Origin of the sequence: Mesorhizobium sp. M0802 (assembly GCF_040320115.1) — a bacterium.
Taxonomy (GTDB): domain Bacteria; phylum Pseudomonadota; class Alphaproteobacteria; order Rhizobiales; family Rhizobiaceae; genus Mesorhizobium.
On record NZ_JAMYOY010000016.1, the window covers coordinates 139,715 to 162,813 of the forward strand.

Annotated in this window: 26 protein-coding genes; 12 read left to right on the top strand and 14 right to left on the bottom strand. The window is 63.8% G+C overall.

Annotation, left to right across the window (positions count from 1 at the left end; genetic code table 11):
* Window positions 1-3 precede the first annotated feature (3 nt).
* Window positions 4-969, bottom strand: coding sequence for an L-threonylcarbamoyladenylate synthase (locus tag NKI10_RS21885; protein WP_352861890.1), 966 nt, complete (start codon window positions 967-969; stop codon window positions 4-6).
* A 372-nt stretch (window positions 970-1,341) separates the two neighbouring features.
* Here NKI10_RS21885 and NKI10_RS21890 point away from each other — a divergent pair, with 372 nt between their 5' ends.
* Together NKI10_RS21890 and NKI10_RS21895 are read left to right on the top strand one after the other, a co-directional pair.
* On the top strand, window positions 1,342-1,794 hold the full coding sequence (locus tag NKI10_RS21890) for a hypothetical protein (protein WP_023732113.1): 453 nt from the start codon (window positions 1,342-1,344) through the stop codon (window positions 1,792-1,794).
* 165 nt (window positions 1,795-1,959) lie between these two features.
* On the top strand, window positions 1,960-2,343 hold the full coding sequence (locus NKI10_RS21895; protein WP_352861892.1) for a hypothetical protein: 384 nt from the start codon (window positions 1,960-1,962) through the stop codon (window positions 2,341-2,343).
* Window positions 2,344-2,419: 76 nt separating this feature from the next.
* Here the strand turns inward: NKI10_RS21895 and glyS are convergent, their stop codons facing one another.
* The 3 genes from glyS to NKI10_RS21910 all read right to left on the bottom strand — a co-directional run bounded on the left by glyS (window position 2,420) and on the right by NKI10_RS21910 (window position 6,973).
* The gene (gene glyS / locus NKI10_RS21900) at window positions 2,420-4,924 is read right to left on the bottom strand and encodes a glycine--tRNA ligase subunit beta (RefSeq protein WP_352861894.1); all 2,505 of its coding nucleotides are present in this window, start codon (window positions 4,922-4,924) and stop codon (window positions 2,420-2,422) included.
* Between the two features lie 306 nt (window positions 4,925-5,230).
* Window positions 5,231-5,632, bottom strand: coding sequence for an endonuclease domain-containing protein (locus NKI10_RS21905; RefSeq protein ID WP_352861896.1), 402 nt, complete (start codon window positions 5,630-5,632; stop codon window positions 5,231-5,233).
* Window positions 5,633-6,028: 396 nt separating this feature from the next.
* A complete protein-coding gene (locus NKI10_RS21910) occupies window positions 6,029-6,973 on the bottom strand; it encodes a glycine--tRNA ligase subunit alpha (protein ID WP_352861898.1) in 945 nt (314 codons plus the stop codon).
* A gap of 176 nt (window positions 6,974-7,149) precedes the next feature.
* On the opposite strand from NKI10_RS21910, the gene NKI10_RS21915 reads away from it, so the two are divergent.
* Entirely contained in the window at window positions 7,150-7,611 is a 462-nt protein-coding gene (locus NKI10_RS21915; protein WP_023684366.1) for a GNAT family N-acetyltransferase, read from the top strand.
* Between the two features lie 209 nt (window positions 7,612-7,820).
* Here the strand turns inward: NKI10_RS21915 and NKI10_RS21920 are convergent, their stop codons facing one another.
* The 5 genes from NKI10_RS21920 to NKI10_RS21940 all read right to left on the bottom strand — a co-directional run bounded on the left by NKI10_RS21920 (window position 7,821) and on the right by NKI10_RS21940 (window position 13,032).
* A complete protein-coding gene (locus NKI10_RS21920; protein ID WP_023709893.1) occupies window positions 7,821-9,596 on the bottom strand; it encodes a tetratricopeptide repeat protein in 1,776 nt (591 codons plus the stop codon).
* A gap of 191 nt (window positions 9,597-9,787) precedes the next feature.
* Window positions 9,788-10,204, bottom strand: a complete 417-nt coding sequence (locus NKI10_RS21925; RefSeq protein ID WP_023823453.1) for a DUF1284 domain-containing protein — start codon at window positions 10,202-10,204, stop codon at window positions 9,788-9,790.
* 112 nt (window positions 10,205-10,316) lie between these two features.
* Entirely contained in the window at window positions 10,317-10,907 is a 591-nt protein-coding gene (locus NKI10_RS21930; RefSeq protein ID WP_023668469.1) for a biotin transporter BioY, read from the bottom strand.
* Window positions 10,908-11,259: 352 nt separating this feature from the next.
* Window positions 11,260-11,928, bottom strand: coding sequence for a GntR family transcriptional regulator (locus NKI10_RS21935; RefSeq protein ID WP_352861901.1), 669 nt, complete (start codon window positions 11,926-11,928; stop codon window positions 11,260-11,262).
* Window positions 11,929-12,015: 87 nt separating this feature from the next.
* On the bottom strand, window positions 12,016-13,032 hold the full coding sequence (locus NKI10_RS21940; RefSeq protein WP_023668471.1) for a polyprenyl synthetase family protein: 1,017 nt from the start codon (window positions 13,030-13,032) through the stop codon (window positions 12,016-12,018).
* 221 nt (window positions 13,033-13,253) lie between these two features.
* Here NKI10_RS21940 and NKI10_RS21945 point away from each other — a divergent pair, with 221 nt between their 5' ends.
* The 7 genes from NKI10_RS21945 (at window position 13,254) to NKI10_RS21975 (ending at window position 17,529) form a co-directional block, all read left to right on the top strand.
* Entirely contained in the window at window positions 13,254-13,478 is a 225-nt protein-coding gene (locus NKI10_RS21945) for a putative signal transducing protein (RefSeq protein WP_352498417.1), read from the top strand.
* Entirely contained in the window at window positions 13,478-14,272 is a 795-nt protein-coding gene (locus tag NKI10_RS21950) for a tRNA1(Val) (adenine(37)-N6)-methyltransferase (RefSeq protein WP_352861903.1), read from the top strand. The genes NKI10_RS21945 and NKI10_RS21950 overlap by 1 nt, the downstream gene beginning before the upstream one ends.
* A 120-nt stretch (window positions 14,273-14,392) precedes the next feature.
* On the top strand, window positions 14,393-15,250 hold the full coding sequence (locus tag NKI10_RS21955; RefSeq protein ID WP_023702057.1) for a S49 family peptidase: 858 nt from the start codon (window positions 14,393-14,395) through the stop codon (window positions 15,248-15,250).
* Between the two features lie 72 nt (window positions 15,251-15,322).
* Window positions 15,323-15,508 carry a membrane protein gene (locus NKI10_RS21960; RefSeq protein WP_023668475.1) on the top strand — a complete coding sequence of 62 codons (186 nt, stop codon included), beginning with the start codon at window positions 15,323-15,325 and terminating at the stop codon, window positions 15,506-15,508.
* Between the two features lie 26 nt (window positions 15,509-15,534).
* The gene (locus NKI10_RS21965) at window positions 15,535-16,428 is read left to right on the top strand and encodes a 4-(cytidine 5'-diphospho)-2-C-methyl-D-erythritol kinase (RefSeq protein ID WP_352861905.1); all 894 of its coding nucleotides are present in this window, start codon (window positions 15,535-15,537) and stop codon (window positions 16,426-16,428) included.
* A complete protein-coding gene (gene moaB / locus NKI10_RS21970; RefSeq protein WP_352861907.1) occupies window positions 16,415-16,969 on the top strand; it encodes a molybdenum cofactor biosynthesis protein B in 555 nt (184 codons plus the stop codon). Before NKI10_RS21965 ends, moaB begins: the two co-directional genes overlap by 14 nt.
* Before the next feature lie 128 nt (window positions 16,970-17,097).
* Window positions 17,098-17,529, top strand: coding sequence for a GFA family protein (locus tag NKI10_RS21975; RefSeq protein WP_352861909.1), 432 nt, complete (start codon window positions 17,098-17,100; stop codon window positions 17,527-17,529).
* Here the strand turns inward: NKI10_RS21975 and NKI10_RS21980 are convergent.
* Together NKI10_RS21980 and NKI10_RS21985 are read right to left on the bottom strand one after the other, a co-directional pair.
* On the bottom strand, window positions 17,519-18,493 hold the full coding sequence (locus NKI10_RS21980) for a hypothetical protein (RefSeq protein WP_352861911.1): 975 nt from the start codon (window positions 18,491-18,493) through the stop codon (window positions 17,519-17,521). The two genes, NKI10_RS21975 and NKI10_RS21980, sit on opposite strands and share 11 nt — an antisense overlap.
* 252 nt (window positions 18,494-18,745) lie before the next feature.
* Window positions 18,746-19,249, bottom strand: coding sequence for a glycosyltransferase (locus NKI10_RS21985; RefSeq protein ID WP_023687105.1), 504 nt, complete (start codon window positions 19,247-19,249; stop codon window positions 18,746-18,748).
* Between the two features lie 150 nt (window positions 19,250-19,399).
* Here NKI10_RS21985 and NKI10_RS21990 point away from each other — a divergent pair, with 150 nt between their 5' ends.
* A complete protein-coding gene (locus tag NKI10_RS21990; protein WP_023684378.1) occupies window positions 19,400-20,554 on the top strand; it encodes a PA0069 family radical SAM protein in 1,155 nt (384 codons plus the stop codon).
* Window positions 20,555-20,708: 154 nt separating this feature from the next.
* Entirely contained in the window at window positions 20,709-21,407 is a 699-nt protein-coding gene (gene rnhB / locus NKI10_RS21995; protein ID WP_023726390.1) for a ribonuclease HII, read from the top strand.
* 247 nt (window positions 21,408-21,654) lie between these two features.
* Here rnhB and NKI10_RS22000 read toward each other — a convergent pair whose 3' ends face one another.
* From NKI10_RS22000 to NKI10_RS22010, 3 genes are all read right to left on the bottom strand, one after another.
* A complete protein-coding gene (locus NKI10_RS22000; RefSeq protein ID WP_023668483.1) occupies window positions 21,655-22,146 on the bottom strand; it encodes a F0F1 ATP synthase subunit B in 492 nt (163 codons plus the stop codon).
* Between the two features lie 10 nt (window positions 22,147-22,156).
* Entirely contained in the window at window positions 22,157-22,756 is a 600-nt protein-coding gene (locus NKI10_RS22005; RefSeq protein WP_023668484.1) for a F0F1 ATP synthase subunit B, read from the bottom strand.
* 92 nt (window positions 22,757-22,848) lie between these two features.
* The gene (locus NKI10_RS22010) at window positions 22,849-23,073 is read right to left on the bottom strand and encodes a F0F1 ATP synthase subunit C (protein WP_006206606.1); all 225 of its coding nucleotides are present in this window, start codon (window positions 23,071-23,073) and stop codon (window positions 22,849-22,851) included.
* Window positions 23,074-23,099 lie beyond the last annotated feature (26 nt).

Sequence of the window (23,099 nt, forward strand, 5' to 3'; positions counted from 1 at the left end):
CGCTCAATCGAGCTTGTCACGGGGGGCAGCGGCACGAAACAGCCGATCGTTGATCGCCTCGCCGAGCCCATCTAACGGGATCGGCTCGACGGCGATCGTCGCCGCACCGCTGCGGTCGAGTTCCTGCAAATACGCGAACAGATTGCTTGCGGCTTCGCGCAAATCGCCTGACGCGGACAGGTTGCGCAAGGCGGCCGCCGCTTGCCAGCCTTCGGCGCGGTCGCCACCAAAGGCCAGCAAGGCCTCGCCTTCAGCCACACTCTGTGCATCGAGCCGCACCGATGCGCGCGGCGCATAATGCGACGCCAGCATGCCGGGCGCCTCGATGCCGGCTGTCGCGCCGCGCTGCAGCTTGATGCCGGTGACGGCCTCGATATCGGCGGCAGCGATGCCGCCTGGCCTCAGCAGCCGCACGCTGTTGCCTTCGACCTTGACGATGGTCGATTCCAGCCCGACCGGGGTGGCGCCGCCATCGACCACCAGCCGGATTTTGGCGCCGAGATCGGCCGCCACGGCTTGCGCTGTCGTCGCGCTTATCTTGCCCGAAGAGTTCGCGCTGGGCGCGGCCAGCGGCCGGCCGAGCCTGGCGATCAGCTCGCCGCCGAAGCCCCTCGGCATGCGCAGCGCGATCGTATCGAGCCCGGCGGTGACCAGCGGATGGATGCCGTTGCCGGGTCGGAGCGGCAGCACCAGCGTCAGCGGCCCCGGCCAGAACGCCTCGGCCAGCCGCTTCGAAAGCGGGTCGAAGATCGCAATGCGCTCGGCCATCGCGAGATCGGCGACATGGGCGATCAGCGGGTTGAAGCGCGGCCGGCCCTTGGCTTCGAAGATGCGGGCGACGCCGACGCCATTGGTCGCGTCGCTGGCCAGTCCATAGACGGTCTCCGTCGGGATAGCGACGACGTCGCCGCCCTCGAGCAGCGCCAACGCCTGCTCCATCGCTTCGCCGACGGATAGTATCTCAGCCACTCGCTTCACCTCACAGGCACCGGACCTAAAGCGCGTCGCGCTGAACCGGATTCATGCGACGCGCTTTAGGTCTTTGTTTTGATGCATGTCGTTCTCTCAAAACCGGGGCCACTTTTGAGCGACATGCATTAGAGCGGTTCAGCGGTTCGCTGAAACGCTCTAAGTATTTGTTTTTGCGCAATTCCGGACGGAAAGCCGCTACTCACTTTTCCTGGAATTGCTCTAATACGGCAGTGGTTTTCGGGCAAGCCGGCGTTGGCGAATTATCAATGCCTAAAATGCTACGTTTCCCTGCAAGCCGGCATCAATCCACTGGGGTTAAGGCTATTTGCGGTTAGGGCTGGCGGCTTGTCGGGCAAGGGGACGGTTTCGATGTCGATGCGTGTGCTTGGAGCGCTTGGTTTCACCCTGGCGGCGATGACCGGTGGGGCGCACGCCTCGTCAATCGTCTTTCTCGGCGTCTCGACCTCGACGCCATCGGTCATCAAGGTTGGCGGATCCGAACCGGTCAGGATCGCTTCGTCGCCATCGATCGTCGCGCTCGGCGATGCCCAGCCCGATGTGACTTATGAAAAGGTCGCGGCGATCCCCGAAAAGCCCAGGCAGGATCCGATGATCATTCGCGGCGGCGTCGTCGGCGGTGCCTTCGCCGCGCCGGCTCCGGCCAGTGCGAGCACTTCAGCGCCGGCAGCGGAGACGACGGCAGAGACCGCACCAGCCGGAACTGCAACGGCATCGAACGGCAAGCCCGAGTCGCAACCGGCAGCGCCGCAGCCGGCAGCAACACCGCAGCAGCCGATCGAGGGCGTCGGCAAAGCCGAGTAGGCCATTCAGCCAAGACAGTCGGCCAAGACAGTCGGCCGATCCATTCCGCTTGACGCCGATCGACGCCCCGGCGCACGATCGGCTTGGCGGCGGCGGCCCCAATTTCGCCAATCGGGTTTGGCATGAGCGCGCCGGGTTCTAGGAGAGCGAGGGGTTATCATGAACATGACGAAATCTTTGACTATTGCCGGCCTGTTGCTGGCGTCACCTATAGGTGTCGGCGGCGCGCAGGCCGGTGACGAGCTAGGGTCCTACGTCGCGCGCATTTCCGATCGCGACCACCATGCCAGCGACGGCTATGAGCTGAGCAGCGCAGCACAGATGGTGCGGCAGGACCGTGCCAACTGGCACAAGTTCCACCGGCGCGATGCCGACGACCAGGGCGATGACTGGTTCCGCAGCAACGATGATCGCACGTATCTGGAACGCATGCTGAAGCGCGGTGGCGCGATGAGCTCCTCGACACGGAACGCCATCGTCAATGGCGAGCCGCTGATCCAGGTCGACGTCTATTCAGACAGCGTGCATGTCAGCATTTTGGAGGACTGACGGGGTCAGCCTCGGGAGGACTGAAAACAAGACGGGCGGCGTGTGAACGCCGCCCGTGTTCGGGCTTGTCCGTCCCTTAGCCAGCTATTCTGGAAAAATCCGCGACCTGATCGGTGGCCGTGCGGATGCGAGCCAGCAGCGCCAGGCGGTTGGCGCGCACGGCCTGGTCCTCATCATTCACGAGAACGCGTTCAAAGAATGAATCAACCGGTTCACGCAACACGCTAAGCGCCAGCATGGCGGCGGAAAAGTCTTCGTTTTGAATCGCTTCGCCGGCTTCTCTCTCCGCCTGATTCACCGCCGCAAACAGCGATTTCTCGGCCTCCTCGCGAAACAGCGCCGGCTCAACAGTCGCGGCGACACGCGTTTTCTTCTTCTCCTCGGCAGCCAGAATGTTGGCCGCGCGCTTGGTGCCGGCGAGCAGGTTCTTGCCGTCCTCGGTGTCGAGGAAGTAGCCGAGCGCTTCGACGCGGCGCACGATCTGCAGGAGGTCATCCGAGTGCGGCGTGATGACCGCATCGATGAGATCGTGGCGGGCGCCCTGGTCGCGGAGATAGACTTTCAGGCGGTCGTGGAAGAAGGCGATGAGGTCGGAGAGAACTTCTAACGAGCCTCGAAACGTATACACCTCCGCGATCTGACCGCTTTCAAAACGTGCATAGTTACAGCCGTCTGTTAGGTAAATCTCCCGACCTTCGTCCGAAAAATCATACTGCCCCCAAAGGGTGTCCGGATGGTCCTCTGGCAATTCAAAGTCCGTCGGATCTATCTCCGTTACCACTAGCTTGCGGCTGTGCAGCCGGTCGTATTGGGCGGTATGAGCAGCTCTTAGCAAACTCAACATTGCCAGCTTGATGCCATTCTCGACCAATATCCTGACTACACCCAGTGCGGCCCTTCTCAGCGCGTAAGGGTCCTTAGACCCCGTCGGCTTTTCATCGATCGCCCAGAACCCGACCAGCGTATCGATTTTGTCGGCGAGTGCGACGGCAATCGACACCGGATCGGTCGGCACGCTATCCGACGGCCCTTGCGGCTTGTAATGTTCCTCGATCGCCGCGGCCACGGACGGATGCTCGCCCTGCAGCAGCGCGTATTTGCGGCCCATGGCGCCTTGCAGTTCGGGGAATTCTCCGACCACTTCGGTGATGAGATCGGCCTTGGCGAGCACCGACGAACGCCCGGCGAGCGCGGCAATCTCCCCCCTTGAGGGGGAGATGTCGCCGAAGGCGACAGAGGGGGTCGTCTCGCGTGGAGCGCCAACTCCCTCTTTCTTCGAGAGACCGGACGGCGTCGCGGCGGCCGGAGCGACCCCCTCTGGCCTGCCGGCCATCTCCCCCTCGAGGGGGGAGATGGACTGCGCCACTGTCGGCGCGATCTCTTGCGCCAGCCGCTTGATCCGCTCTACCCGCTCGCCTTGCGTGCCGAGCTTGGCGTGGAAGGTGACGTTGAGATGGTCGAGGCGGGCCATGCGCTGGTCAAGCGGCTTTTTCAGATCGAGCCCGAACTTTTTTGCCGATGCCTCGAGCTCTCCCAGATCGGGCAGATCGCCCTGGTCGGTCCGCCAGAAGTACAGCGCATCCGACAGGCGCGCGCGCACCACCTTGCCGTTGCCGTGCGCGATCTCCTTGCCGCCATCCTTCGCCTCGATGTTGGCGGTGAGGATGAAGCGGTTGGAAAGGTTTTCGCCGTCGCCTTGCGGACGGGTGACAAAGCATTTCTGATTGGCGCGAATGGTCAGCCGCACCACCTCGGGCGGAATGGCAAGAAAGGCCTGCTCGAATTCGCCCATCAGCACCACCGGCCATTCGACCAGGCCCGACACTTCCTCCAGCAGCCCTTCGTCCTCGACCAGATCGAGCCCGTTGGCGAAGGCGAGGTTGCGGGCGTCGGCAAGGATGATCTCCTTGCGCCGGTCGCCGTCGAGCACGACCTTGGCTGCTTCCAGCTTGGTCACGTAATCGTCGAAGCGACGCACGGTGATTTCACCCGGCGCCATGAAACGATGGCCGTAGGTGATATTGCCCGAGCGGATGCCATCGATCTCGAAATCGACCACCACCGGCTCCTCGGTCTCCGGCCCGAAGGTGCACAGAATCGTCTGCAGCGGCCGCACCCAGCGCAGCGAACCGGGCTTCGCCGAAGCCGGCCCCCATCGCATCGATGTCGGCCAGGGGAAGCCGCGAATGATGGCCGGCACCAGTTCGGCGATGATTTCTTCCGCCGCCCTGCCCGGCTTCGAAATATGGGCGACGTAGAAATCGCCCTTCTTCGGATCGGAATGGACATGCGCCTCGGCAGCCGAGGCAAGACCTGCCTTGCGCAGAAAGCCCTGCACCGCCTGTTCCGGCGCCGTCGTCGACGGCCCCTTGATCTCCTCGTGGATATCCTTCGAGCGCGCGGTCAGGCCCCTGACATCGAGCGCCAGGCGCCGCGGCGTCCAGTATTCGCGCGCGGCGTCATAGGTCAGACCCGCCTCGACCAGACCGTCGGTCAGCATCTTCCTGAGATCGCCCGCCGCCTTGCGCTGCATACGGGCGGGGATTTCCTCGGAGCGGAGTTCCAGCAACAAATCCGGCATCAGAGTTTCTCCACCCGCATGCCTTCTCCCTGATTGCGCGTCCTCGCGCCTCCGGCGCTGCGGTTGCGCGGCCGGGCGGGGATTTCCTCGGAGCGAAGTTCTAGCAAAAGATCAGGCATCAGAGTTTCTCCACCCGCATGCCTTCTTCCTGCTTGCGCGTCCTCGCGCCTCCGGCGCTGCGGTTGCGCGGCTGGGCCGGAATCTCTTCCGAGCGGAGTTCTAGAAGCAGATCAGGCATAGTTAGGCTCCCACCCTCCCCTCGATGGGGAGGGTCGGCGCGCAGCGCCGGGGTGGGGTGGCGACCTCTCAGCCGCCGATACCTTCGGCACCATCGCGCAAACGCAGGTGTGATTTTCGTTCTTCCACCGCCGCATAGATCGTATCGAGCACGGAATCCAGTTCGTTTTTGATTTCATGGTTCCAGAAGCGGATGACTCGATAACCCTGGCTCTCAAACCATTTCGTTCGACGTTCGTCATGGTGCTGTTGGCCATCGAAGCTGTGATGGACACCGTCCACCTCAATGATCAGCTTCAGCCGGTGGGAGATGAAATCAGGGAAGTAAACGCCTACCGACGCCTGCCTGCGAAAATGAGTGCCTTCTACTGGAATGCGCCACAGATGCCGCCACAGGATGCGTTCCTCGTCGGTCATCGCCGCGCGAAGCCTTTGCGCAGACTGCAGCTTGAATCGATCGAGTTTTGGCATGGAACGTCGCGCTGTCACCCCCACCCGCCGCTTCGCGGCGACCTCCCCCATCTAGGGGGAGGTAAGAGGGCATAGCAACTCGGCTGACCGCTGTTTCCAGAAATTTGACCGCCCCTGTCGGGCCGCAACCAGCCCGCCCGTCCTTGGATCAAAGATTTCCATGAACCAAACGCAGCGCTGAAGCGACCAACGCTCAGGCAGGGACCTATTGGCTGAACGACCATGAAAACGGCATCGAGACTTCTCCAGATCATCGCGCTTAGCGCCTGTTTCGCCGCGCAGGTGCATGGCGCCTTCTCGATGCCGGGCGTACGGCAGGCTATGCGGACCATGGCGGGGTCGACTGGCCCGATGTTGGCCCCAATCAACATTTCCCTCGAAATGATGAAGTGAGCCTCAGGCGGCGAGCCCGCCGGCCCGGGTCTGCAAAAATGCCTCGCCGCAGGCTTTCGCCAGATTGCGCACCCGCAGGATGTAGCTCTGCCGCTCAGTCACCGAAATCACGCCGCGCGCATCGAGCAGGTTGAAGACGTGGCTGGCCTTGATGCACTGGTCATAGGCCGGGAAGACCATGCGGTGCATCGGCAGATTGTCGTTCGAAGCCGGGGCGCCGGCCGCGAGCAGCGCCTTGCATTCGGCTTCGGCGTCCTCGAAATGCCTGAGCAGCATGGCGGTGTTGGCATATTCGAAATTGTGCCTGGAATATTCCTGCTCGGCCTGGAGGAAGACCTCGCCATAGGTGACTTTTTCAGCACCTTCGCGCCCGTTGAAGTTGAGGTCGTAGACATTGTCGACGCGCTGCACATACATGGCCAGCCGCTCCAGGCCGTAGGTCAGTTCTCCCGCCACCGGCGCGCATTCGATGCCGCAGACCTGCTGGAAATAGGTGAACTGCGAGACTTCCATGCCGTCGCACCAGCACTCCCAGCCAAGCCCCCAGGCGCCCAGCGTCGGGCTTGCCCAGTCGTCCTCGACGAAGCGGATGTCGTGCAGCAGCGGATCGACGCCGATCGCCTTGAGCGAGCCGAGATAGAGCTCCTGCAGGTTCGGCGGATTGGGCTTCAGGATCACCTGGTACTGGTAATAATGCTGCAGCCGGTTGGGGTTTTCGCCATAGCGGCCGTCTTTCGGCCGGCGCGAGGGCTGGACGTAGGCGGCGTTCCAGCCCTTGGGCCCGAGCGCGCGCAGCGTGGTGGCCGGATGGAAGGTGCCGGCGCCGACTTCCATGTCGTAAGGCTGCAGGATGACGCAGCCATAGGCGGCCCAGTAATTGTGCAGGGTCAGGATCAGCCCCTGGAACGAGCGGCTGGGATGTATATGGGCTGGACTGTCTGACGTCACGGCGGCCTCGGAAAGCGCTGAAATGATGCCATTCCCTAGTTGCCGGGCCGGCTAGCGTCAAGGCAGCGCCTATCGCCGCCTTGATGAGAGGTTGAACGCTTTGCTTCGGACTGGCCCATTGCCGGACGGTGCCGGTTGCCGTTTGCTCGCCCAGCTTCAACGACAGAGGTTCAGCCATGCAAGGCCAGCTCACCGTACGCCCCGTCACCCGAGAGGATTACGAGCAATGGCTGCCGCTGTGGGACGGCTACAATGCGTTTTACGGCCGCTCGGGCGAGACCGCCCTGCCCGGTGACATCACTGCAATGACATGGTCGCGCTTCTTCGATGCCTATGAGCCGATGCATGCGCTGGTCGCCGAGAGCGAAGGCAAGCTTCTCGGCCTTGTCCACTATCTCTACCACCGCACCACGACGGCGATTTCGCCGAACTGCTATCTGCAGGATCTCTTCACCAATGAGGCGTCGCGCGGCAAGGGCGTCGGCCGGGCACTGATCGAAGACGTCTATACCAGGGCGCAAACCGCAGGCTCCAGCCGCGTCTACTGGCTGACACACGAAACCAACCACACGGCGATGAAGCTCTACGACAAGATCGGCGATCTCTCGGGGTTCGTCGTCTACCGAAAGCTGTTCTAGAATGAGCGCCAACGCTGGGTCTGCGCCGCGTCGCTTCGCTCCTTGCTCCGCCATAGGATGACGATCGCGATAGGGCGTCTCTATCTCTTTGTTTCTGTCGCAATTCCGAGCGGAAAACCGCGCACACTTTTCCTGGAATTGCTCTAAGACGCCAAGCCGAAACAAAAACGGGGCTCAGCGAGCCCCGTTTCATCAGAAGTATGGCCCGATCACCCCTTCGGCGCTGGCGGGGTGGCCGGCTTGACTTTCGGGGTTTCCTGCGCCGTGTTGGATTCGATCGGCGGCAGGCCCTTCATCAGCTTCTGCTGCAAAATGGCAAGCACATCGGGATCCGGCTTCAGGTCGCGCGCCTGGTTCCACTGGAATGTGGCTTCGAGCTTGCGGCCGACGCGCCAATAGGCATCGCCGAGATGGTCGTTGAGCACCGGATCTTCCGGCTTGAGCGACACGGCGCGCTCCATTTCGCGCACGGCGTCGTCGAACCGGCCCATGCGGAAATAGGCCCAGCCCAGCGAATCGACGATGTAGCCGTCGCTCGGCCTGAGGTCGACGGCCTTCTGGATCATCGCCAGGCCTTCCTTGAGGTTCATGTTCATGTCGACCCAGGAATAGCCGAGATAGTTCAGCACCTGCGGCTGGTCGGGGAACAGTTCCAGCGCCTTGAGGAAGTTCGGTTCGGCCTTGGGCCATTCCTTCAGCCGCTCATAGGCGATGCCGCGCTGATAGTAGATGTTCCAGTTGGCATTGGTCGGCGTCTTCAGCACCGCGACCGCCTTGTCGTAGAGAGTGGCGGCGGAGCGGAAATCCTCCTTCGAGGCATAGACCCCGCCCAGCGCCAGATAGGCGCGCATGTCATCGGGGTGAGCTTCGACGAATGCCTTGAGATGGGCGATAGCCTCGTCGTGACGGTTGAGATCGGCAAGGTTGAGGCCGAGCTGCAGGTCGGAAAGCTCCTTCAGCGGCGAGGAGGCTGGAATGCGGCTATAGAGCGCAATGGCGCCTTCGCCGTCCTTCAGCTGCTCCGCAACGGCGGCAAGCTGCACCAAAGCGGCGTCGCTGTCGGGCTTGAGCGCGAGCGCATATTGCAGATAGAGGCGCACGAACGGCTCGCCGCCGCCGCGATTGAGCGCGATGGCGAGGTCGAGCAGGATTTCAGCGGCGCCTTCGGAGGGACTGGCGACGAAGGGCTCGATCTTGTCGCCCTTGCTGATCCTGTCGCGAAGCGCCTGGATGTCGAGCTTGCCGGGCGCGAACGCCTCGGCCTTGTCGAGCACGTAGAGCGCCTTGTTCTTGTTTCCCTTGCGCGCCAGGAAAGACGCGTAGGCCTGGGCGTTGCGCATCCATGTCTCGGGCGCGGCACCGCCGGCCGTGACGTCGGTCAGGGTCGCGTCATAAAGCGCGTCGGCCTTGTCCGACAGGCCTGCGGCATCGGCGATCAGCGCGCGGTGGAAGGACTTGAACAGGCCGAACCAGTCAGGCCCCTGCAGTTTGTCGATCGAGGCCATCGCCCCGGTGGGGTCGCCGGCGCCCTCTTGTGCCCAGCCGGACATGACGCCGGAAATCAGCCGGTCGAGATCGGATTCGAGCGACAGCTTGAGCCAGTACTGCGCCTTGGTGAAATCCTTCTTGTGGAAGGAATCGACCGCCAGAGCCAGACGCGAGAAGCGCTCGACGTCGGGAACTGCCTTGAGCTTGTCGGCATAGACCAGCGATTCCTCGAAGCGGCCTTGCGCGATCAGCGACAGCATCAGGCTTTGCTGCAGCGAGGTGTCGCCGGGATTGAAGGCGAGCGCCTGCTTGTAATAAGCGATGGCATTGTCGAGGTCGTTGTCGCCTTCGGCGATGCGGGCGGCGAGATAGGCGCCCGAGAAGGAGGTGATCTTGACCGGGCCGGTCGATTCCTTGGCGTAGGCAGGCAGCGGAGAAATCGCCATTCCTGCCACAATTGCCAGCCCCGCGAGCCAGCGCGCACGTCCTTGCCGCATCGTATCCCTTTCAGCCAAGCGCCATCCCGCGTCGGCGCGGAGAAGCCATAGACTCGATGTTTCCTGACAAAGCATGGCCTTTTTGGGGTCAGGCTTCAATCCGGGCCGAATTCACAATCGGGTCACCCGATTAACAAACCATGGCGACGCAGACACTGTCGGTTCCGACAATAGCAGATCGGGGTTGGGAGCTACAGCCTGACATCGCGATATCCGCCTGCCGCTATCGTGCTGCACAGGCCGGCCCACTCGCAACCCTGGCAGGCCTCACGCGTCACGCCGGCTGAAAAGGCCGCGCGCAAGGCGGCAAGCGTTGCCGCGTCGAGGCTGAGACGGACGCCCGCCTCGATGGGCCGGGCCAGCAGCTTGCCGACATCGCGTGCTGCCAGCTCGTCCCGGCCTGCGGCGCTTTCGCGCAAGCAGTGGGGCTCGGCCTCGCCGAGCAGCGGCCGACAGATGTCGTCGGGGCCGGAGACGATCAGAATATCCTCGCCCCGGCCCAGACGTTTCGCGATCACGTCATAGTTGGCGACGAAGGCTGCGCTGTAGCCCTTGCCGACATAGGTCAGCAGGCAAAGCAGATGGTGGGAGCGCAGCCTGACGGTCATCGGTCTTAGGACGCGGTTGCGGAGCCTGTTCCATCCCGAAGATATCGGGATGGGGCTCCATCTTTTTGTTTGAGCATGATCTCTTCCGAAAGCCGGACTCCACTTTTCGGGATCATGCTCCTGCCGGGTCCGCCTTACCGGAAAACAGCTTGAGCGTCGCGGCGCCGAGCGCCGATTTCAGCAGGCCGCCGACGAGGAAGGGCAAGAAGCCGAAGGTGATGGCCTGTTCGAGGCCGATCATGACGGCGAGCCAGGCCGTGCCGAGAACCAGGCAGGCGAGGTTGCCGAGGACCATGCCGGCGAAGGCGAGCAGCACGCGGTTGCCGTTCCAGCCGCGTTCGGCCAGCCAGCCGACCAGCGCGCCGACGACCGGGAAGGCGAAGAGATAACCGCCCGTTGCCCCGACGAAATACGACGCGCCCGCTGCCCCTCCGGACAGGACAGGAAAGCCCACGGCGCCCTCGGCGAGCCAGGCGATGATGGTCATGGCGCCAAGCCGCCAGCCATAAAGTGCGCCGACCAGCGTCACGGCGAAGGTCTGCATGGTGACCGGCACCGGCACCATCGGCACCTCGATCTGGGACAACAGCGCCAGAAACAGCGTACCGAGGGCGACGGCCGCGGCCTGCCAGCTATGCGAGCGGGTTTGCAGGCGCAACGGGCTGAAGGACGGCTTGGACGGCGAAAAGGCGATGTAGGTCATGGTGCTTCCTAGCTGGTTTGAAATTATAGATAATTTTGTTGTTCGATCTATTATCGAATCCATATTTGCGCGGGAATGGCAACCCTCACCCCTAAAAAGGCTTGGGCTTGCGTGTCGAATAAAGGACATTTGGAAAGGCTGGCGGGACAGCACCCCCCTCTGGCCTGCCGGCCATCTCCCCCGCAAGTGGGGAGATCGGATGTCACCTTTGCTTTCGCCAATGGCCGACGTTGCAGGACTAACGCAACGGCAAAGCTGTTGATCTCCCCCCTTGCGGGGGAGATGTCCGGCAGGACAGAGGGGGGTGTGAAGGATCGCTACGCGCGGAATCCGACGACTTGTCCCTTCGTCCCTACCCGACGATGGCAAACGCTTCGCGCATCTTGCCCGACGCGGTCTTGACCGGTTTCTGGCCGATCCACTGCACGTGCCGGCCAAGCGTGGCGGCGGCCGATTCGGTATTGCCCTGCCGCAGCGCGCTCAGGATCGCGCGATGATCCTGGTCGGTGCGGATTTCCCATTCCGAGCGCCATGCGGCGAACAGGAAGCGGGCGCTTGCGGCGTGCAAATCGTCGATGGTGGCGATGAGCCGCGGCATGCCGCAGGGCGCCAGGATCAGCCGGTGGAAGGTGCGGTTGGCTTCTTCCCAAGAGCGGACATCGCGGGATTTGTCGCCGGCCTTGGTGGCTTCCTCGGCACGGTCGAGAATGGAAGCCGTCAGATGCGGCGCGGCATGGCGCAGCGCCAGCACTTCGAGGGCTGCCCGCATTTCGGCGACTTCCCTTACCTCGCCGAGATCGAAAGCGGCGACGCGCACGCCCCGCCTGGGCTCACTGGCCGCCAGCCCTTGCGCCTCCAGGCGCCGGAAGGCTTCGCGCACCGGGACATGGCTGGTCTGGAATTCCTCGGCGATGTGATCCTGCCGCAGCCGGGCGCCCGGTTCGATCGCGCCCGATATGATGCGATCCGCCAGCACCTTGCTGATGCGCACGGCGATGGTGTCGTCTGCGGTCTTTGCCATGTTTTATAGATAATTTGCACTGCTGCCGATTGTCGAGCGGTGATTGCCCGATTTTGCATGCAAACTTGCTTTGGCGCCAGGCGCGGGTCAGTTCACCCGGCTGATGCAGAAGTCGATGACGTCGATCAGCGCCGATTTCTGCGGCGTCGCTTCCAGCGGCGCCAGCGCGTCGCGGGCGATCTCGCCGAAATGGCGGGCGCGGCCGATGGTGTCGGCAATGGCGCCATGGCGGGTCATCAGGCCGATCGCCTTTTCCAGGCCGGCATCGTCGGTGACATTGTCCTCGATGGCGCGCTTCCAGAAGGTGCGCTCGGCCTTGGTGCCGCGCCGGTAGGCGAGGATGACCGGCAGCGTAACCTTGCCTTCGCGGAAATCGTCGCCGACATTCTTGCCCAGCTCCTGGCTGGAGCCGCCATAATCCAGCGCATCGTCGATGAGCTGGAAGGCAAGGCCGAGATTCATGCCGTAGGAGCGCAATGCGGCGCGATCGTTGCGCGTCGCCGATGCGATGACCGGACCGACCTCGGCGGCAGCCGAGAACAGCGCCGCGGTCTTGGCCTTGATGACGGCGAAATGCTCGTCCTCGGTGGTATCCAGGTTCTTGGCTGCCGCCAGCTGCATCACCTCGCCCTCGGCGATGATCGAGGCGGCGCTGGACAGGATGTCGAGCGCTTCCAGCGAACCGACATCGACCATCATGCGAAAAGCCTGGCCGAGCAGGAAATCGCCGACCAGCACGCTCGCCTGGTTGCCCCAGATCATGCGGGCAGTCTTTTTGCCGCGCCGCATGCCGCTCTCGTCGACGACGTCGTCATGGAGCAGCGTGGCGGTGTGCATGAACTCGACCGCGGTGGCGAGCTTGACGTGGCCCTCGCCGGAATAGCCGAACATCTGGGCCGCCGCGAGCGTCAGCATGGGACGCAGCCTTTTGCCGCCCGACGAGATCAGATGATTGGCGACCTCCGGGATCATCTCGACGTCGGAGCCGGCCTTGGACAGGATCAGTTTGTTGACGCGCCCCATATCGGCTGCTGTCAGGTCGATGAGATCCTTGATGGAGGCGGGTTCCCGCTTCCCGTTTTCGATGTTGAGAACGACACCCACCAACAAACACTCCCGTCTTTGATCACGCGTGCGACGGCACCCTGGTCCCGCCTGGGACTCTAGGGCGGCACATACGGGCACGGCAAGAGGCGAATTGGCGCGGATGCGGTGACGGCGTGTCAACCTTAGCGACCGCATGCCGTTGCCCGAAAACCGCTCCACACTTTTCGGCGCCATGCTCCGGCGTTTACATCAACGCTGCAACCTGCGAACTTCGTCCGATGATAGAACTCGTGCGCACCAACGATGCCGTGATCATCTCCTTCGTCGAATCGCTGATGCGCGATGCCGGGATTGCCTGCTTCGTCGCCGACCAGAACATGAGCATTCTCGAAGGGTCGATCGGTCTTTTCCAGAAGCGCGTGATGGTCGATGCCGACCAGGCCGATCAGGCGCGGCGCATCTTGAAAGACGCCGGCATCGAGAACGAAATCCGCCAGACATAATGGCTGAAGCGAGCGCGCTTACCACCGATACGCCGGCCCATACGGTCGATGCCTTCCATCGCGGCCGCTTCTGGCTTGTCCAGCCCAGGACAGGGCATCGCGCCGGGATGGATGCCATGATGCTGGCGGCAGCAGTTTCATCCGGCTTTTCTGGACGCCTCGCTGATTTCGGCGCCGGCGCCGGTGCGGCGGGTCTCGCCGTGCTGTCGCGCTGCCCAGAGGCGCAGGTCGTGCTCGTCGAACGGTCGGCCGAGATGGCAGGCTTCGCCACAACCACGCTCGCCCATCCCGGCAATGCGCATCTCGGCAATCGCGCCTCGGTGCTGACCGCCGACGTCACGCTGTCGGGCCGGGCGCGGACGCAAGCCGGCCTCGCCGACAATTCCTTCGATTTCGTCATCATGAACCCGCCCTTCAACGCGGCGCAAGACCGCGCCACGCCAGATCCGCTGCGGCGGCAGGCGCATGTCATGGACGACGGGCTGTTCGAAAGCTGGATCCGGAGTGCGGCTGCCGTCGCCAAGCCGCGCGGGGGCCTGGCCGTCATTGCGCGGCCGGAACAGCTTGGCGACCTCCTCCATGCGCTGTCGGGCCGCTTCGGCGACGCCGAGATGCTGGCCGTGCATCCGCGCCCGGAAGCAGCCGCAATCCGCATTGTCGTCAGGGCAGCGCTCGGCGCGCGCGGCAAGCTGTCGATCCGCCCGCCTTTGATGCTGCATGGGCAAACGGGCGACGGCCCGTCGGAACGAACCGAGATGATCAACAACGGACTGGCGTCGCTGTTTGGCGATTGATTTAGGCCCGTCAGTGTCGTTGCCGCAAAACCGGCACACAGTTGGCTGAGATGGATTGCAGCATTGCCGTTGACCGGCAAATCCCTACATGCGTTGAAGCCATTTGGAGACAGCCACCTCGTGAACCGCCTTTTCAACCGCCTGCTGCCGAAATCCTGGCGATCTAGCGTCGTCACCATTCCCGTCATCAGGCTGCATGGCACCATCATGGCCGGCGGCGGCCCGTTCCGGCCGAGCCTGTCCTTGGCGTCCACCGCCGCCCTCATCGAAAAGGCGTTCCTGTTCGATGCGCCCGCCGTCGCCATTTCGATCAATTCGCCTGGCGGCTCGCCGGTGCAGTCGCGGCTGATCTTCAAGCGCATCCGTGACCTCGCGGTCGAGAAGAACAAGAAGGTGCTGGTCTTCGTCGAGGATGTGGCGGCCTCGGGCGGCTACATGATCGCGGTCGCAGGCGACGAGATCTTTGCCGATCCGTCCTCCATCGTCGGTTCGATCGGCGTCGTCTCGGCCTCGTTCGGCTTTCCCGAGTTGATGAAGAAGATCGGTGTCGAGCGCCGTGTCCACACCGCCGGCCAGAACAAGGCGGTGCTCGACCCGTTCAAGCCGGAGAAGAGGGAAGACGTCGAGCGCCTGAAGGCGCTGCAGCTGGAAGTGCACGAGACCTTCATCGACCTGGTCAGGGAACGCCGTGGCACCAAGCTGAAGGACGATCCGGACCTGTTCACCGGCCTGTTCTGGACCGGCAAGAAAGGGCTGGAGCTTGGCCTCGTCGATGCGTTGAGCGACATGCGCACGGTACTGAAAACCCGCTTCGGCGCGAAAACCCAGCTCAGGCTGGTCACCGCGCCGCGTGGCCTGTTTGGCCGCATCGGCCTGTTCGGCTCGAACTTTTCAGCGCCCGATATTGCCGCCGCCGCCGCAAGCGGCGTGATCGATGCGGCGGAAGAGCGCGCATTGTGGGCGCGCTTCGGGCTTTGAAAAAGCGGGGAAAGCGTCTAGCATAAGGGCTTGACAGTCTGCCTTGCCGTCTTGCGAGGGAGGAGCTTTGAAATGCCACAGATCATTTTCTTCGCAGTTGTCGGCGCAGCCGCTTATTTCGGCTACCGCACCTTCGTCCGCGAGGCCGAACGTGTGACCGCCAAGGTGCGGCGCACCGAAAAGCAGGCAGCCAACGGCACCAACGGCACGCTGGTCCAGGATCCCAAGACCGGCGAATACCGCCTGGCCAAGGACTGAGCATCATCCCGTCAGCAGCCGACAGTTTGGATGCCGCAGCCCGGACGTGGCTTGCGCCCGCCAAGATAAATCTGGCGCTGCACGTCACCGGCAAGCGCGCCGACGGCTACCATCTGCTCGAGAGCCTGGTCGTTTTCACCCGCTTCGGCGACAGGGTCGAGATCGAGCCTGCCGACGCCGACCGGTTCTCCGTATCGGGCCGTTACGCGACTTCCGTGCCGATCGACGACAGCAATCTGGTGGTGAAGGCGCGCGAGGCGCTGCGCAGGCAGGCCGGCCAGCAGAGCACGCCGCCGGTTGCCATCCGGCTGGAAAAGAACCTGCCGGTCGCATCCGGTGTCGGCGGCGGCTCGAGCGACGCGGCGGCGGTATTGCAGGGTCTTGTCCGGACCTGGGGTCTCGACATCGGCGAGGCCGAACTGGCGCGGATCGGTCTCACGCTCGGCGCCGACGTGCCGATGTGTCTTGCGGCAAAACCGCTGGTTGCGCGTGGCGTCGGCGACGAGCTGTCGCTGGTGCCGGATTTTCCGGCGCTCGCTTTGGTGCTGGTCAATCCCGGCGTCGCCGTCTCGACGCCTGATGTGTTCAACGCACTTGAGAAACGCGACAATGAGGGATTGCCGCCGCTGCCGCGTGCATTTGACTTCCACAGCGTCCGCAACTGGCTGGAGATCACCCGCAACGATCTCGAATCGGCGGCGCAGGCGATCCAGCCGCCCATCGGCCGAGCGGTTTCCCTGCTGAACCGGGCCGGATCGGGATTTTCGCGCATGTCGGGCTCCGGCGCCACATGCTTCGGGCTGTTCGAGACCGGCAATGTCGCCAAGCGCGCCGCCGCCGAGATTCGCAGCCGCGAACCGGAGTGGTTTGTCGCCGCGACACGAAGCATCGCTTCGGAGGGGGCCGATGGCCAAAATTGACGAGAGCCGCCCGTTCATCCCGGTGCGCATCGCGGTGCTGACGGTGTCCGATACGCGCAGCCTTGCCGACGACAAATCAGGGCGGACGCTGGCCGATCGCATCGTCGAGGCCGGCCATGTCCTGGCCGCGCGCGACATCGTCACTGACGACCGGGAGAAAATCCGCGACAAAGTGCTGGGCTGGTCGCGCGACAAGGAGATCGACGTCGTCATCACCACCGGCGGCACCGGCTTCACCGGCCGCGACGTGACGCCGGAGGCGCTGGAGCCGATCTTCGAGAAGCGCATGGACGGCTTTTCCGAAGTGTTCCACCGCATTTCCTACGACAAGATCGGCACCTCGACAGTGCAGAGCCGGGCGACGGGCGGCGTCGTCAACGCCACCTTCGTCTTCGTGCTGCCGGGCTCGCCCGGCGCCTGCAAGGACGCCTGGGACGGCATCCTGAAGCCGCAGTTCGACTACCGCCACATGCCCTGCAACTTCGTCGAGATCATGCCGCGCCTGGACGAGCATTTGCGGCGCGGCAAGGCCGCCTCGTAAACCAAGGCAAAGTTCCGGCCAAGCGCTGCCTCGTCAGGCAGAATGGCCGTTGCGCCTGCGAAAGGATCATTTCCTGAAGGCCGCCAGGCGGGTAATCTGCCACTAGGTCCTTGAGGCGGAAAGATGCCATGACTGCGTATCGCGGCGGCTGCCATTGCGGCAACATCCACCTGACCTTCGAAACCGGAATTGAGCCGGCCGAGATGGAGATCCGCGCCTGCCAGTGCGCGTTCTGCGTCAAGCATGGTTCGCGCGCCGCCGCCGATCCGCAGGGCCGATTGATCGTATCGGTCGAGGACGAGGCGCGGCTGCACCGATACCGGTTCGGATTGCGCACCGCCGACTATCTCATCTGCCGCGACTGCGGCGTCTATGTCGCTGCTGTGACCACAGACGGCGACCCGAGAGCGATCGTCATCGTCAATGCGCTGGATGACCGGCCGCGGTTCAACCGCGAGCCGGTCCCGATGGACTATGCTGCCGAGAAAAAAGAGGGTCGCATTGCCCGGCGGCAAGCGCGCTGGATGCCGGTCGAGATCCGCTCCGGCCTCAGCGGATGACCGGTTCGCCGTGGAAGCGGCGGCGCGAGGGCGGCGAGACGCCGAAGCCGACCTCCATCATCAGCCGTGGCGTGGTGGACGGCACGGTGCCCATGTGGAAGCCGAACGGGTCCTCGACGAAGCCGAGGCCGGCCTCGCCGGTCAGCGTGACCGGGCTGTCGTCGCCATAGACCTTGAGCACGTCTTGCGCCGGATGGCCGACCAGCAGCGTCAACTGGTGCTTGAGGCTGCGCCTGTTGTGGCTGCCTTTGACATAGACGTGCGGGCCGGTGCCGGCATCGCAGGGCTTGAGATAGAAGAAGAATTTCAGCATCCGCCAGTCGTCGAGATCGAAATGATATTTGCCTAGCGAGGCAAGGTTCTTGTCGGCGTCGGAAGCCTCGCCTGTCGGAAAGCTCCACCAGACACGCGTGGTGATCAGCTTCGCCTGCCCGCCCAGATAGTGCTGGGCGATGTCGAGCAGCAGCGGGTCGTTCTGGATGGCGAGTGCCGCCTTGCAGCCGAGGATGCGCTCGAAATAGTGTCCGCTGAGCAAAGAGCGGCCGAACCGCTTCTCGGCTTCTGCGTGTTCTCCGGGCATGAATTCGAGCCGGCGGTCGAAATTGCCGAAGCACGGCGTGCTCTGAGCAAAGCTGGCGATCTCTTCGTGGATTGCCTGCGGAAGGACCAGTCCGGAGAACAGGCCATCGGTGCGCAGCGCCGCGAGGATCGACTTGAGGTCGACGCCCCTGAACATCGTAGCTCCGGCACTCTGCGCGGGGCGCGCGGCTTTGGCGCCAAGCCAGTGCAGCTTGCGCGCCGGCATGGTGCGGGCAAGCACGAACATCGGCAGCCATGCGGGATTTTCGCGCAGGTCGGAGAGATAGGTCGGAATACGCACCGCAACGCGGCGGAGCAGGCTGCCGTTGCGGGCAATGGCTTCCAGGCTGGGGGCGCCGGATTTGTCAGGGGACGAAAGGTTCATCGGGGTCCTCAGATATGAACGGCAGCAACGACGACGCGGCGCTTGCTTACCGCTCCGGCACTACCCAAACCCCGATATCCCGCATCAACGGAATGCTAATCCCGCGTCAGCTTTTGTGCAATGCACAATAGCTTTTTGCGGCGAAAAAGAGGGATGGTGCTGCGACCGTGCCAATGCGGATGAGACGCCGACGCTGCCCCTCATCCGCCCTTCGGGCACCCTTCTCCCTGGGAACGGGAAAAGGGAGAAACATCACTTCTTCGGCGCCAGCCAAATTTCGGCGTCGAGCCGCCTGGTGGCGAGACCGCGCGCAAGGGCTTCGGCGCTGTGCGCGTTCTTCGACAGGGCAGCGGCCTGGCGCTTGCTGATGACCAGCCCTTCGGCCAGCGCCCGGTTGCCCGAAAACACCCGTGACAGGAACGGCGTGCGGCTGCCGCGCGCACGGCAAAAGCGCGCCGGCATGGTTTGGCGCGCCGTGTGAGCGACAACGTCGTCGATCCAGCCCTCCGCCAGCCTTGCGCCGGGTTCCAGAAACAGCAGCCAGTCACCCTTCGCCTGCCTGATTCCCGCGGCAATGCCGCCGGCCACGAAGTGGCAGCCGGCATGATCGGCAACCCGATGCGTCTGGTCGGTCGAGCCGGTGTCGCAGACGATGACATCGCGCACCACGCCCTCGACCGCGCCGCCGATCAACGAGGCGAGCGTGCGGGCAAGGCCTTCTTCGTCATCCCGGGTTTCGATGAGAACGCTGAGCATTTTTAGCCGAATAGCGGAAAGCCCGGCGCAGCGCCAGTTTTGCATGGCCCAACGAAAAAGTTCTTGCTTTGTTCTCATCAGCGAAATAGGATTATTTTCATGAACAGAGCGATTCGACAGCCAGCCGACAGTCCTTGGGAAAGGGCCAAAATGGAACATATCGTGCGTGCGGACATTGCTGCTTTCGGAGCAGGGCGAGCCGAGATGGCCAATGCGATGATCGAACAGAGCGGCATGCGCGTCCGTCCGGATCGCAACCGCGGCCGTTCCGCGGGCATCAACCCGTCCGGCCGGTTCGAGCCGGTCAGCCGGCATGTGTTCGACGACGGCTGGAATTCGCTGGAGGAATTGCCGCCGTTCAAGACCGAAGTGCAGGTCGAGAAGCCGCGCACCATCATCACCCGCAACGAATCGCCCGACATTTCCTTCGACCGCTCGATCAACCCCTATCGCGGCTGCGAGCATGGCTGCGTCTATTGTTTCGCCCGGCCGACGCATTCCTTCATGGGCCTGTCGCCGGGGCTGGATTTCGAAGCGAAGCTGTTTGCCAAGCCGGATGCGGCGCGGCTGCTCGACAAGGAACTGTCGAAGGATGGCTATCAGCCGCGCACCATCGCCATCGGCACCAACACCGATCCCTACCAGCCGATCGAGAAACAATACCGGATTATGCGCGAGATCCTCGAAGTGCTGGAGGCGCGCGGCCATCCGGTCGGCATCGTCACCAAATCCCATCTGGTGACGCGCGACATCGACATCTTGTCGCGCATGGCCGAACGCGGGCTGGCCAAGGTGGCGCTGTCGGTGACGACGATGGACCGCATGCTGGCGCGCACCATGGAGCCACGCGCGTCGACGCCGACCAAGCGCCTCGAGGCGATCCGGCAGCTTTCCGATGCCGGCATCCCGGCCTCTGTCATGGTGGCGCCGATCATCCCCGGCCTGACCGACCAGGAGATGGAGCGTATCCTCGATTCGGCACGCGCCGCAGGCGCCCGCGAGGCCGGCTATGTGATCCTGCGCCTGCCGCTCGAGGTGGCGCCGATCTTCAAGGACTGGCTGCTGCGCCATTATCCCGACCGCTACCGGCACGTGATGTCGCTGATCCGTTCGATGCGCGACGGCAAGGACTATGATTCGGAATGGGGCAAGCGGATGAAAGGCGCCGGCCCCTATGCCTGGCAGATCGGCCGGCGCTTCGAGATCACGGCCAAGCGGCTCGGCCTCAACGCCGAGCGGCGCACGCTCCGAACCGACCAGTTTGTAGCCGCCGCCAAGGCGACCGAGCAGCTGATGCTGCTCTGAAAGTAGCGCCTGCCCTGCCCTCGTGGTTGGCAGGCGACCCAAGAATCCCGTCCGGCCTGTCCCCCGGCCTGCAGACGGTGCCCTCCCGGTCTTGCCCCACTCGACCCTGGAGGGACTTGCGGAGAATCGGAGCCGATGCGAACCTCGCCGCAACATGGCTCGCGCGCGTTCCGATTCTCCGCTTCTTTTCGAAATCGTCGAAAAGCCCGACTTCTCCTTCGAGACGAAGGCGATGGCTGAAGGCCTTTGGCCGGTGGCAGGCATGGACGAGGCCGGCCGCGGTCCGCTGGCGGGGCCGGTGGTGGCGGCGGCGGTGATCCTCGATCCCGCCAACATTCCCGACGGGCTAGACGATTCCAAACGGCTCAACCATTTGCAGCGCGAGGCGCTGTTCCTGAAAATCCTGGGGTCAGCGCTCGGCGTGTCGATGGCCTCGGTCAGCGCCGAAGGCATTGACGGCAGCAATATCCTCAAGGCCAGCCTGGAAGCCATGCGCCGCGCCCTTGCCGGCCTGCCGATCCAGGCAAAGCTGGCGCTGGCCGATGGCCGCGATGTGCCGCCGGGTCTCCTCTGCGAAGGCCGCGCGCTGATCAAGGGCGACCAGCGCTCGCAATCGATCGCCGCCGCCTCGATCGTCGCCAAGGTGATGCGCGACCGCATGATGTGCGGCTGCGGCAGCCATCACGAGCGCTACGGGTTCGAGGTCCATATGGGCTACGCCACCGTGCGGCACCGCACCGCGATCGAAGCGCATGGGCCGGTGGCAAGGCTGCACCGGGCGTCATTCGCGCCGTTCAGGCTGGGTGGGGTTGAGGTGGTTGAGGAAGAAGGGTTTGTCGGGTTGGACAGCTAAATCTCCCCCCTTGAGGGGGAGATGGCCGGCAGGCCAGAGGGGGTCACCGCGCGTGAAGCGCTAGCCCTTCTTGGTCGCAGAAAGAGCGTCGCGCCTGGTCGAACCGACCCCCTCTGTCGCCTTTGGCGACATCTCCCCCTCGAGGGGGGAGATCAGGCGCACCACCGCCTTCGCCAATCTCCGTCGCCGCTCAACAAAAAAGCCGCCAGGTTGCCCGGGCGGCTTGATGTCAGCGAGTTAACCCCGCTCAGTTCAGCCTGGCCTTCACGTCCTGCAGCGCGGACTTGAAAAGATCCGCGCCGGCCTTGGCGTCGATCTTGCCGGCGAGCAGCGTGCGGGCCGCCTCGACGGCGATGTCGACGGCGCTGGCGCGCACTTCGGCGACGGCTTCGCGCTCTGCCTGGCCGATCTTCTGCTCGGCAAGCGCAGTGCGACGGGTGACATAGTCTTCGGTCTTCTTGTGCGCCTCGGCGGCAAGCATGTCGGCCTCGCGCTTGGCGGCAGCGACGATGGCTGCGGCCTCCTGCTCGGCTTCCTTGCGCTTCTTCTGGTATTGGCCGAGCAGTTGCTGGGCCTCTTCGCGCAACCGGCGGGCTTCCGCAAGCTCGTCGCTGATCTTGGTCGCACGGGCGTCGAGCGACTTGGCGATCAGGCCTGGCACCTTGATGTAAACGGCAACGCCGAGGAAAATGACGAGGGCAACTGTTGCCCAAAGCGTTGCGAGAGATGTGGCGTCCATGATGTGCTCCTCACCGGGCCACGGATTTGACCGCAGCCGAGATCTCGGCCTTGCTCGTCTTGCCGCCGACAAGCGCATCGACGATGGCTGAAGCGGTGTCCTCGGCAATCGTGCCGACTTCCTTCATGGCGTTGGCCTTGATGGAAGCAATGCTGGCCTCGGCCTCGCCGAGCTTCTTGTCGAGGGCGGCCTCGACCTTCTTGCGGGCAGCCTCGGCTTCAGCCTTGGCAGCGTCGTTGGCCTGCTGGCCTATCGCGTTGGCCTTGGCCTTGGCTTCCGCAAGTTCCTGCTCGTAAGCGGCAACGGCGGCGTCGGCCTCGCCCTTCAGCCTGGCGGCCTGGTCGAGGTCCTGCGTGATGCGATCGCTGCGGACGTCGATGATGCCGCCAAGGCGCGGCATCACCACCTTCTTCAGGAACAGATAGAACAGCCCGAACGTGATCGCCAGCCACAGAAGCTGGGACGGAAACGTCGCCGGATCGAATGGCGGGAACGTGCCGTGCGCCTCGGCAGGCACGCCGGCGCCGGAATGCGTGCCGCCTTCCGTACCGGTATGGGCGCCTTCAGCGGCGGGTGCGGACTCTTGCGCAAACGCAGATGTCACGAACATGGACTATCCCCTGATATCAGGCATGGCCGCAGGAATGCGGCCAGCCAATTCTTCCCAATGCTCGTCCGACCGATAATTGGCCGAACAGGGGCTCAGCCGAACAGGGCGAGAAGCGCGATGAGAAGCGAGAAAATGCCCAGAGCTTCGGTCACGGCGAAGCCGAAAATCAGGCGGCCGAACTGGCCATCGGCGGCCGACGGATTGCGCAGGGCGCCCGCCAGGTAGCTGCCGAAGATGTTGCCGAGGCCAATGCCCGCGCCGCCCATGCCCAGGCAAGCGATACCGGCGCCGATGTACTTTGCTGCTTCTGCGTCCATTTTAAACTCCTTTGGATCTGTAATTC

Bases quoted from the DNA above. Each gene is read 5' to 3' on its own strand.
- NKI10_RS21890 (WP_023732113.1), top strand. From the start codon at position 1,342: ATGTCGATGCGTGTGCTTGGAGCGCTTGGTTTCACCCTGGCGGCGATG.
- NKI10_RS21895 (WP_352861892.1), top strand. From the start codon at position 1,960: ATGACGAAATCTTTGACTATTGCCGGCCTGTTGCTGGCGTCACCTATA.
- glyS (WP_352861894.1), bottom strand. From the start codon at position 4,924: ATGCCGGATTTGTTGCTGGAACTCCGCTCCGAGGAAATCCCCGCCCGT.
- NKI10_RS21905 (WP_352861896.1), bottom strand. From the start codon at position 5,632: ATGCCAAAACTCGATCGATTCAAGCTGCAGTCTGCGCAAAGGCTTCGC.
- NKI10_RS21915 (WP_023684366.1), top strand. From the start codon at position 7,150: ATGCAAGGCCAGCTCACCGTACGCCCCGTCACCCGAGAGGATTACGAG.
- NKI10_RS21920 (WP_023709893.1), bottom strand. From the start codon at position 9,596: ATGCGGCAAGGACGTGCGCGCTGGCTCGCGGGGCTGGCAATTGTGGCA.
- NKI10_RS21925 (WP_023823453.1), bottom strand. From the start codon at position 10,204: ATGACCGTCAGGCTGCGCTCCCACCATCTGCTTTGCCTGCTGACCTAT.
- NKI10_RS21930 (WP_023668469.1), bottom strand. From the start codon at position 10,907: ATGACCTACATCGCCTTTTCGCCGTCCAAGCCGTCCTTCAGCCCGTTG.
- NKI10_RS21935 (WP_352861901.1), bottom strand. From the start codon at position 11,928: ATGGCAAAGACCGCAGACGACACCATCGCCGTGCGCATCAGCAAGGTG.
- NKI10_RS21945 (WP_352498417.1), top strand. From the start codon at position 13,254: ATGATAGAACTCGTGCGCACCAACGATGCCGTGATCATCTCCTTCGTC.
- NKI10_RS21950 (WP_352861903.1), top strand. From the start codon at position 13,478: ATGGCTGAAGCGAGCGCGCTTACCACCGATACGCCGGCCCATACGGTC.
- NKI10_RS21960 (WP_023668475.1), top strand. From the start codon at position 15,323: ATGCCACAGATCATTTTCTTCGCAGTTGTCGGCGCAGCCGCTTATTTC.
- moaB (WP_352861907.1), top strand. From the start codon at position 16,415: ATGGCCAAAATTGACGAGAGCCGCCCGTTCATCCCGGTGCGCATCGCG.
- NKI10_RS21975 (WP_352861909.1), top strand. From the start codon at position 17,098: ATGACTGCGTATCGCGGCGGCTGCCATTGCGGCAACATCCACCTGACC.
- NKI10_RS21980 (WP_352861911.1), bottom strand. From the start codon at position 18,493: ATGAACCTTTCGTCCCCTGACAAATCCGGCGCCCCCAGCCTGGAAGCC.
- NKI10_RS21985 (WP_023687105.1), bottom strand. From the start codon at position 19,249: ATGCTCAGCGTTCTCATCGAAACCCGGGATGACGAAGAAGGCCTTGCC.
- NKI10_RS21990 (WP_023684378.1), top strand. From the start codon at position 19,400: ATGGAACATATCGTGCGTGCGGACATTGCTGCTTTCGGAGCAGGGCGA.
- rnhB (WP_023726390.1), top strand. From the start codon at position 20,709: ATGGCTCGCGCGCGTTCCGATTCTCCGCTTCTTTTCGAAATCGTCGAA.
- NKI10_RS22000 (WP_023668483.1), bottom strand. From the start codon at position 22,146: ATGGACGCCACATCTCTCGCAACGCTTTGGGCAACAGTTGCCCTCGTC.
- NKI10_RS22005 (WP_023668484.1), bottom strand. From the start codon at position 22,756: ATGTTCGTGACATCTGCGTTTGCGCAAGAGTCCGCACCCGCCGCTGAA.
- NKI10_RS22010 (WP_006206606.1), bottom strand. From the start codon at position 23,073: ATGGACGCAGAAGCAGCAAAGTACATCGGCGCCGGTATCGCTTGCCTG.